General features: G+C 63.3%; 6 protein-coding genes. 1 reads left to right on the top strand and 5 read right to left on the bottom strand.

Features of this window, described 5'->3' with window-relative positions; genetic code table 11:
- Positions 1–64 precede the first annotated feature (64 nt).
- The 4 genes from AC6CH3_RS23105 to AC6CH3_RS23090 are packed head-to-tail and all read right to left on the bottom strand — an operon-like array spanning position 65 to position 8,432.
- Positions 65–1,534, bottom strand: coding sequence for a sensor histidine kinase (locus tag AC6CH3_RS23105; RefSeq protein ID WP_498134657.1), 1,470 nt, complete (start codon positions 1,532–1,534; stop codon positions 65–67).
- A gap of 32 nt (positions 1,535–1,566) precedes the next feature.
- Positions 1,567–6,420, bottom strand: coding sequence for an NAD-glutamate dehydrogenase (locus tag AC6CH3_RS23100; RefSeq protein ID WP_498134656.1), 4,854 nt, complete (start codon positions 6,418–6,420; stop codon positions 1,567–1,569).
- A 57-nt stretch (positions 6,421–6,477) separates the two neighbouring features.
- Positions 6,478–7,791 (bottom strand): CpaE/TadZ family protein, encoded by a 1,314-nt coding sequence (locus AC6CH3_RS23095; protein ID WP_498134655.1) that lies wholly within the window; start codon positions 7,789–7,791, stop codon positions 6,478–6,480.
- Positions 7,788–8,432, bottom strand: a complete 645-nt coding sequence (locus tag AC6CH3_RS23090) for a hypothetical protein (RefSeq protein WP_498134654.1) — start codon at positions 8,430–8,432, stop codon at positions 7,788–7,790. The genes AC6CH3_RS23095 and AC6CH3_RS23090 overlap by 4 nt, the downstream gene beginning before the upstream one ends.
- A gap of 156 nt (positions 8,433–8,588) precedes the next feature.
- On the opposite strand from AC6CH3_RS23090, the gene AC6CH3_RS23085 reads away from it, so the two are divergent.
- Positions 8,589–8,804, top strand: coding sequence for a helix-turn-helix domain-containing protein (locus AC6CH3_RS23085; RefSeq protein WP_400578601.1), 216 nt, complete (start codon positions 8,589–8,591; stop codon positions 8,802–8,804).
- Positions 8,805–8,826: 22 nt separating this feature from the next.
- Here the strand turns inward: AC6CH3_RS23085 and AC6CH3_RS23080 are convergent, their stop codons facing one another.
- On the bottom strand, positions 8,827–9,399 hold the full coding sequence (locus tag AC6CH3_RS23080) for a hypothetical protein (protein WP_498134653.1): 573 nt from the start codon (positions 9,397–9,399) through the stop codon (positions 8,827–8,829).
- Positions 9,400–9,439 lie beyond the last annotated feature (40 nt).

The raw sequence follows: 9,439 nt of genomic DNA, 5'->3' as shown, positions 1-9,439 counted from the left end.
CTAGCGTCCGCGGCCTTTGCTGTTGCCCAATACTTCCGGGGGTGTGTTCCGCGCCCCTCTGCCGTTAGCGGTTTGCCAGGCTCAGCACGATCTGGACCGCAGTACCGCCGCCCTCCCGGGGCTTCCACTGGATGGTTCCGCCCAGTTCGCTGGTAACCAGGGTCCGGACGATCTGGAGCCCGAGGCCCTCCACGTGGGGGCTGTCCGGCAGGCCCACTCCGTCGTCTGCCACGGTCACCGTGAGCAGCTCAGCTCCGTCGTCCCCCTCAGACCTGTCGGCCAGCAGCCAGACTGTTCCGGTCCTGCCTTCCAGCCCGTGCTCGACGGCGTTCGTCACCAGTTCATTGATCACCAGTGCGAGCGGGGTGGCAAAGTCGCTGGGGAGTTCTCCAAACTGGCCCGATCTCTGGGTTTTCACCTGCTGGGAGGGCGAAGCGACCTCGGCCGAAAGCCTGAACTGCCGTCCAATCAGCTCATCGAAGTCAACGCTCTGCGTGAGCCCCTGGGAAAGCGTCTCGTGGACCAGGGCAATCGTGGCAACGCGCCGCATGGCCTGTTCCAGTCCCTGTTTTGCTTCGTCGCTGACCATGCGGCGGGACTGCATCCTCAGCAGCGCGGCCACTGTCTGCAGATTGTTCTTGACCCGGTGGTGGATTTCACGAATGGTGGCGTCCTTTGTGACGAGCTCCATTTCCCGGCGCCGCAGCTCCGACACATCGCGGCACAGCACCAGTGCCCCGAACCGCTGCTGTTCGTCACGGAGCGGAATCGCCCGCAGGGACAGGCTGACGCCCCTGGATTCGATCTCGCTGCGCCACGGCATGCGTCCGGTGACAACCAGGGGCAGCGTTTCATCGACCATGCGGCGGTCCTTAAGCAGGCCGGCCGTGACTTCCGCAAGGGAACGCCCCTCCAGCGACTCGCCGTCTCCAAGCCTGCGGAAAGCGGAGACACCGTTCGGGCTCGCATACTGCACGATGCCCTCGGCGTCGAGCCGGATGAGTCCGTCACCAACACGGGGCGCCCCACGGCGGGAGCCCGTGGGTGAGGCAAAGTCCGGCCAGAGGCCGAGCGTGCCCATGCGCAGCAGGTCGTAGGCGCACTGGCGGTAGGTCAGCTCAAGCCGGGACGGCATCCGCGAACTTGAGAGATCCATGTGGGAGGTGACCACGGCAAGGGTTCGGCCATTCCTGACCATCGGCACGGCTTCCACCCGGAGCGCCATCTCACTGCTCCAGTTCGTTTCGCTGGAGCGCTCGATCGTTCGGCTTGCCCACGCCTTATCCACGAGGACCTGAAGATCGGACCGGATGCCCTCCCCGACGAAGTCGGCATGGAATACCGTATGCGTCGTGGAGGGCCGTACGTGGGCAAGCGCCACGTAGCCATAGTCCGGGTGCGGAAACCAGAGGGCGAGGTCGGCGAAGGCGAGATCGGCCACCATCTGCCAGTCACCCACCAGGAGGTGCAGCCACTCGGCATCCCCCGGCCCAAAATCAGCATGTTCCCTGATGGGGTCCGTAAAGATTGCCACTGCACCTCCAGATTTCGACGCGGACCGAAGTCCTAGCGCCGGACGATTGACCTCAAGAGCCTCAATGCTACCGACAGCGAGGCCATGTCGTCCGCTTCGAGGGCGTTGACCTCATCGAACATGCTCTTCGCACGCCCCAGTTGCTCGGCGTTGAGTGCCTCCCAGGCCTTGAGCCGGTCCTCTGCCGGTGACCCTGCGTCAGTCGACTCCAGCACCGCCGTCGTCATGTCTGAAACGGTCGAGTAAAGATCGTCCCGCAAGGCGGCGCGGGCGAGTGCCTGCCACCGGTCCTGGCGGGGCAGCGAACTGATCCGTTCGAGCAGGGAGTCCGCATGGAAGCGGTTGAACACGGTGTAGTAGACGTGGGCGATTTCGCCCACCGGCTCCGTGCGGCTGTGGGTGATCTTCGCGATGTCCAGCAGGACGAAGCTCTCAAAGAGCTCAGCCCAGCGGTCGGCAATATCTTCAGGCAATCCCCAGGACCGTGCCTTTTCAAGCCACTCGGCCACCCGTTCGCGGTCATCGCCACGCAGGTAATCCAAAAGGCGGGCACGCATGGGATCCATGAGCGGCTTGAATTCTGCAACGATGTCCGCGATGGGCCGGGATGTGTTCCCCTGTCCAAGGACCCAGCGCACCGCCCGGTCCAGAAGCCTCCTGATGTCGAGGTGAACCGTGCTCCAGTGCTCCGTGGGGAACGACGCCGGAAGGTCGTTCAGTTCGGACACCATGTTGTCCAGCTCGTAAACCTCGCGGAGCGCCACGAACGCTTTGGCCACCGCCACTTCGCTCGCGGATGTTTCTTCCATGGTCCGGAAGACGAAGGTGATGCCGCCCATGTTGATCATGTCATTGGCGACCACGGTTGCGATGATTTCGCGGCGCAGCGGATGGGTGTCCAGTTCGGTATCGAACCGTTCCCGCAGCTGCTTGGGGAAATACGCACGCAGCGTCTGCCGGAACCAGGGGTCGTCAGCAAGGTCGCTGTCACGCAGCGCGGTAGCCAGCTCGATCTTGGCATAGGCTGCGAGCACTGACAGCTCGGGCGAGGTCAGGCCCTGCCCCTGCTCCAGCCGTTCATGAAGGGCAGTGGTGGATGGCAGGGCCTCGAGGTCACGGTTGAAGTCCGCGGCCTTTTCCAGCCAGTCCATAAGCCGTTCGTAGCTGGGACTCCATTCGGCCACACGTTGACGGTCGTTGAGCAGCAGTATGTTCTGGTCGATGTTGTCTTCCAGGACAAGCCGGCCCACTTCGTCGGTCATCGATGACAGGAAATCTGCCCGCTCTTCCGGATCCAGCTTCCCCGCTGCGACCATCCGGTCGACGAAGATCTTGATGTTGACCTCGTGGTCCGAGCAGTCGACGCCTGCCGAGTTGTCGATGGCGTCCGTGTTAAGGATGACGCCCTGAAGTGCAGCCTCGATGCGGCCGCGTTGTGTCATACCCAGGTTTCCACCCTCGCCCACCACTTTTACGCGGAGGTCGCGTCCGTCGACCCGGATGCCGTCGTTGGCTTTGTCCCCCACCATCGCATGGGACTCGGTGCTCGCCTTGACATAGGTGCCGATGCCTCCGTTGTACAGCAGGTCTGCCGGCGCCAGCAGGATGGCCCGCAGCAGTTCGGGCGGGCTCAACTGCGTGGTTGACTCCGGCAGGCCGAGAGCCGCCCGCACTTCGGGAGAGACGGCAATGGACTTGGCCTGCCGCGGGTAGACACCGCCTCCTTCACTGATGAGGCTCTTGTCGTAGTCGTCCCACGAGGACCGCGGCAATTCGAAGAGCCGCTGGCGCTCTGCGTAGGACTTTTCCTCGTCGGGGTTCGGGTCCAGGAATATGTGGCGGTGATCGAAGGCAGCGAGCAGCCGGATGTGCTTTGACAGCAGCATCCCGTTTCCGAAGACGTCACCGGACATGTCGCCTACGCCGACCACAGTGAACGGTTCCGACTGCGTGTCGAGGTCCAGCTCGCTGAAGTGGCGTTTGACAGACTCCCACGCCCCCCTGGCCGTGATGCCCATGGCCTTGTGGTCGTATCCCACAGAACCGCCGGAGGCGAAGGCGTCACCCAGCCAGAAGCCGTACTCTGCCGCAAGCGCGTTTGCGATGTCGGAAAACGTCGCAGTGCCCTTGTCGGCTGCCACCACGAGGTAGGAGTCGTCGTCGTCGTGCCTGACAACGTTTTCGGGCGCAACAAGCCGCTCACCGTCAGGGCCGGTCACCAGGTTGTCAGTGATATCGAGCAGTCCGCGGATGAACGTCTTGTAGCTTTCGATCCCCTCCGCCATCCATGCAGCCCTGTCCACCGCGGGATCAGGCAGCCGCTTCGCGAAGAAACCGCCCTTGGCGCCGGTGGGAACAATGACGGCGTTCTTCACGGTCTGGGCCTTGACCAGCCCCAGGATTTCCGTACGGAAGTCTTCCCGCCGGTCGGACCAGCGCAGACCGCCGCGGGCGACCTTGCCGAACCGCAGGTGGACGCCCTCGACCCGTGGCGAGTAAACCCAGATTTCGAACTGCGGCCGCGGGAAGGGCAGGCCTTCGATGCCTGCGGGGTGCAGCTTGAAGCTCAGGTAGGGCTTCTCCTGGTAGAAGTTTGTGCGCAGCGTTGACTCGATCAGGTTCGTGAAGGTCCTGAGGGCGCGGTCGGCGTCGAGGGTCGCAACAGTTTCAATGGATGCGGCCAGCTCGGCACGGACCTTTGCCTGCCGTTCATCGCGCTCCAGCTCTGTCAGTGCTGGATCGAAGCGGGCTTCGAACAGCGCGCTGAGACCCTTGGTGACCTCCGGGTTGGCCAGCAGGGTATCGGCCAGGAACTCGAAGGAGTTTGTGTTGCCCATCTGGCGCATGTATTTGGCGTAGGCCCGCAGCACAACCACCTGTCGCCAGTTCATGCCTTCGCGCAGCACGAGGCGGTCAAAGCTGTCCGATTCAGCGGCTCCCGTCACCGCAGCACCGAAGGAATCAGCGAGCAGCTGGCCGGTGGATAGCGGGTCCACCCCGGCAGGGAATTTCAGCCCCAGGTCGTAGAGGAAAAAGTCGCGGTTGTCGGCCGTTTCGATTTCGAAAGGCCGCTCGTCCAGGACCTCAAGCCCGAGGTTATGAAAGTAGGGAAGGATCTGGCTGAGGCTCTTGGGCTCGAGCATGTAGAGCTTGACCCGTGCATCCTCTTCGAGCGTTGCCCCCGCTCCGGCTGGAAGGTAGACATGCACGCCGGGGCGCTCCTGCTTCGCTCCTTCGCTTCGTTCGGCCGCGGCCCCGTATTTTTCAAACCTCTCAATGTCTTCCAGGGCGTCTTCCACCTCGTAGTCCACGCGGTAGCTCGCGGGAAACGCCTCAGCCCAGAGGTCTGCAAGTTCTTTGGAACCCTCGCCGTCGCCCCGATCGCGCAGGACTTCGCTGATGCCTTCGCCCCATGACCGCGCTGCTCGGACGAGCCGCTTCTCCAGGTCCTCGGTGTTGACATTGCTGACGTCGGCGCCCTTGGGCAGGCGGATCCGGAAGAACAGCCGGGCCAGGGCTGACTCCGTCATTCTCGCCTCATAGTCGATGGACTGGGCGTGGAAGGTCTCGCGCAGTTCCTGTTCGATCCGGAGACGGACGTTGGTCGTGTACCGGTCCCGTGGCAAGTACACGACGGCGGACATGAACCGGCCGTAGATGTCCGGCCGCAAAAACAGCCGGGTGCGGCGGCGTTCCTGCAGTCTTTGGATGCCGGTGGCCGTCGCAGCCAGGTCGGGGACTTCGATCTGGAAGAGTTCGTCCCGGGGATACGTTTCGAGGATGCCGAGCAGGTCCTTGCCCGAGTGCGAATCGGGCGGGAACCCAGCGCCGCGGAGGACCGCTTCCACCTTTTCGCGGACGATGGGGATGTTCCGGACTGAACCGGTGTAGGCGCTGGTCGCAAAGAGTCCGATGAAGCGCTGTTCGCCGTTGACGTTGCCGGCCGCGTCAAAGCTTTTCACACCGATGTAATCGAGGTAGGCCGGGCGGTGCACCGTCGAGCGCGAGTTGGCCTTGGTGATGACCAGGGCCTTTTTCTCGCGCGCCTTCCGCCTGCCGGCGTCCGTGAGGTGCTGGACATGGGGCGTGTCACGGTGGGCGCGCAACAACCCGAGCCCGCTGTCCTCCCGGAGTTCCAGGACATCTTCCCCTGCCTCGTTGATGAGGTCATACTCGCGGTAGCCAAGGAACGTGAAGTTTCCTTCGTCCAGCCACCGAAGCAGGTCCTGGGCCTGGCGCAGCTCGGCGATTTGAGTGGGATTGGCAACTTTGTCGAGGGATTCGGCTATTTGCCTCGCCTTGTTGCGCATTTTCGGCCAGTCTTCAACCGCTGCCCGGACGTCCCCCAGGACCCGTTCCAGGCCTTCCTTCAGGCGAGGCTTTGCCTCCTCGTCAGCGCGGCCAATCTCCACCGCGATCCACGATTCCATATGGGTGGTGTGGTCGCCCTGGGCAATCAAGTGGGACAGGCTGGGGAGCGCAGCGGTGTCGCCGCTGGAAATGCCGACGCTGGACGGCACCCTGTTCACTTTGACCAGCTCATGGGTCTGGCGGTTGCGTGTGACGACGAACATGGGGTGGACAACGAGGTGGATGGCCGAATTCTGGCGGACCAACTCTGCGTTCACGGAATCCACCAGGAAGGGCATGTCATCCGTAACGATGTACACGACGCTGCGGTCCTGTTCATCAACAATTGAGATGTTGGCGGTGCCCGGCTCCCTGCTCGCCGCGACCTTCTTGTGCGTCTCGGCCCGCTGACTCAGGACGTCGTTCGGATAAGCACGAAAGTCCTCCTCTGCGAGGTGCTCATAGTAGTCCGCAAAGAAGCCCTCTTCGGCTCCGATCGGACGGGACTGATCCTCCACGCTGGACCCAGACGACATCGATAAACGCCTCCATCACAAGTTCATGGCCGCACCGTTGCAGCCCTAATCGTGAGCCTAGCCCCTCAGCCAACGCTTTGTTGTGGAAGAAAATACAGAGGATCGTCGGTTTTGCTGGCCAGGTGCACAAACCAGTCCCGCTATGCCGGAGCGAAGGGGCGAATCCGGAGCTGCCTCAAGCAGCAAAGACCCCGACAGCAGCGCCGTGTCAGCCGCCGCTGGATCGGAGGGAAGGAACGCCTTGATGCCGGTCGCCGGGCCATAGCGGTCCCACGCTTCGCGGAGTTGCCGTTCAGGCGAGCGCCCCACCGCTGCGGCGCGCACTTTGTTCATCACTACTTCCGGCTGCAGGCCCGGCACTGCCGTATCCAGTTCGGCGAGACCCCGGACCAGCCGGGGAACCCCGATGGAATCCGCGGACCCTACGGCGAAGACGGTGTCGGCCAGTTCCAGGCTCCTGAGCGTGGCAGCGTTGCGGCGGGGCGCCATGGTGTCAAAGCTGAGCTCCTCGTCGGCCTCAAGGCAGAATCCTGTATCAACGACGACAACGTCTGCGACGTCTTTGGCCCGCTCAAGGACACGTGCCAGCGCGGTGGCCCGAAGTTCCGTCCACCGGTCTGCCCGGGTTATGCCGGTCAGGACCCGCAGGCTTCCCGATTTCATGGAAACTGGCACTGCCACCCGAAGCAGTGATGCTGTGTCGAGCAGCCCTTGGTCCGCCAGCCTGCAGGCCTGGGCAAGGCCGGCTGCCTCGTCCAGGAGCCCCAGAACCGCGCCGACGCTGGCCCCATAGCTATCAGCGTCAACGAGCAGGACGGATTTTCCCTCTGCGGCCAGTTCGCCGGCAATGTTCACCGCCAGCAGTGTCCGTCCGGGCGATCCGGCAGGACCCCACACTGCGATGATCTGGCCGGTTCCGGGCGCGGCCGGAGGGTTTCCGGCGTCGTCGGTGCCGGGCCGCAAGACAGCCCCCGCCTCAGCCCAACCCTGCTCCCCTGTTTCCATGGCTGCATTGACCCGCCCCGGGAACTGGGCAACTGCCTCAGAGATACGCTCGGCCAGGGCTGCGGATTCCACGGTCGAAATGACCGCGGACACGCCAATACCGCGCAATCGGGAGGACTCCTCCTCGCTGTCCGTCAGGGCGACGATGGCAACACCCACCGCGGCGAGCCTGTCGACCAGGGAGGCAGTCAATTCCTCGCTCCCTTTTGCCACGACAGCGGCCCGGGCGAGCCCGCTTTGGCACGCAGCCAGCAACTCCGTCAACTCAGTGCACCGCCGCACGACAGTGACGGGTCCATGAAGCCTCTCGAGGCCGCCGACCAGATCTTCCTGGGCCTGCCCGACTGTGACGACGGGAATGCTCATTTGGCGGCACCGCCGGGATTCCATACCACGGAAATCTTGGCATCGTTCGCCTGCGCTCCCAGGAGGGACGGCATGTGCTCATCGCCCACCAAGACCATCAGGACAGTGGATTTCGAGGATCCAAGAGCTGTCGAACCGGGTGAGACCTGGGCGATTTCCGCGCCCGGGAGCAGGAGCTTCGGCTGGGCAAATCCGTTCCGCGCATCGGGCATGGATACCCATACGTCAACACGGGTCCCGGCCACTGCCTGGTCGGGCAATGCTTCCTGAACGGTGACGGCGACCGGCTTCCTGTCCAGCGCGTCCACACTTCCCAGGCTTTCCCGGGGCAACAGCTGGTCCTTTCCAATACGCTGGACAGCCACCACCCCCTCCGGCATCCCGGACTCCGCCGTTATGTAGTGGGACTCCACCTCCCCCAGCCTCACTTTGACGCGGCTGACGTTATCCGTGGTGAGCTTCTCGCCGACCCCTATTGGTTCGCGGGCGGCGAAGACCTCTGTGGTCTTGTCCGCACTGCCGAGCAGTGAAATCACACCCACCACCGAGGCGAGGATCAGCAGCACCCCCACAAGGAGCCTTGGATCCTTCCACGAAGGTTTCTTCAGACGTGCCCCTGTGGCTGCGGCGCTGGACATCATGCGTACGTGCTCCCCCTTGACGCGTCAGGCGCGATTGAGTGCGCCAGTCATGATTATTGATACGGCATCGGTGGCCAATCGGGAAGTCCCGGGTCCAAACAGCATCAAACTGTGGATAACGGCACCACCTGCACCCAGTGGTGGCAGAATTGAGCTATGCCCCGTTTCCTCACCCTTGCAGATGTAGCCGAGCAGCTCCAGATTAATTCGCCTGCTGCCTATGCACTTGTGCGTAGCGGCGAACTGAAGGCCATCCAGGTGGGTGGCCGCGGTCAGTGGCGCGTCGAGGAGAAGATGCTCGAACAGTACATAGAAGAGCGTTATGCCGAGGCAAGCCGGATGATCGAAGAGTCAAAGTCCAAGTCGGACTGATCGCTCGTCCTCCTCCGAAACGCTACAGTTCCCCGGGCCGCATTGAACGAAGTGCAAGCAAAGACCCAAAGGGAACGGTTGCTACGTCCACGACGTTCGATGCCCTGCGGGCTTCACCCGGTGGGGTCACAGCGAGGTCCAGAAAGTCCCGCCCCACTCGGTCAATGACGCCGGAAAGCCGCACCTCGCCAGCTGCACCTCTGGCCAGCAGGACCGTGAGCGGCACCCTGTCCCGTGCGAGGCTCCGAAGCGCGTTGGCCAAACCCAGCTTTCTCCGTACTGCGGAGGGCTCACCCACGGCATAGCGGCCCATCCCCCTGTAATGGGACACCGCAGCGTAGGGAATCAGAACCTGGTGGGCGTCCTCATCGATCACCAGGCTTTCTGCGCCCGCGTGACTCAGGGTTCCCATAAAGTCCGTTCCGGAGACCAGGTGAACCCCAACGCTCCGGCCAAGTGATCCACGGAGCCGATCGGCCATACCGATGGACGCCATGTCAATTCGTGACCGCTCCGACACTTCGGACTCACGGCCCAAGACCGCGGTCTCTGCTATCTGCGCCTCCAGGTCCTCAAACAGGGCATTCCATCGCATGGCGCAACCATAAGCGCGCCGGCAGTAACGGTCAATTCAC

It is taken from the genome of Arthrobacter sp. GQ119, from assembly GCF_059759125.1.
The sequence above is the reverse complement of the archived record's forward strand: the minus strand, read 5'-3'. Positions and strand labels throughout refer to the sequence as shown.

Excerpts from the sequence above, each read along its gene's own strand:
- AC6CH3_RS23100 (WP_498134656.1), bottom strand. The coding sequence starts at position 6,420 with ATGTCGTCTGGGTCCAGCGTGGAGGATCAGTCCCGTCCGATCGGAGCC.
- AC6CH3_RS23095 (WP_498134655.1), bottom strand. The coding sequence starts at position 7,791 with ATGAGCATTCCCGTCGTCACAGTCGGGCAGGCCCAGGAAGATCTGGTC.
- AC6CH3_RS23090 (WP_498134654.1), bottom strand. The coding sequence starts at position 8,432 with ATGATGTCCAGCGCCGCAGCCACAGGGGCACGTCTGAAGAAACCTTCG.
- AC6CH3_RS23085 (WP_400578601.1), top strand. The coding sequence starts at position 8,589 with ATGCCCCGTTTCCTCACCCTTGCAGATGTAGCCGAGCAGCTCCAGATT.
- AC6CH3_RS23080 (WP_498134653.1), bottom strand. The coding sequence starts at position 9,399 with ATGCGATGGAATGCCCTGTTTGAGGACCTGGAGGCGCAGATAGCAGAG.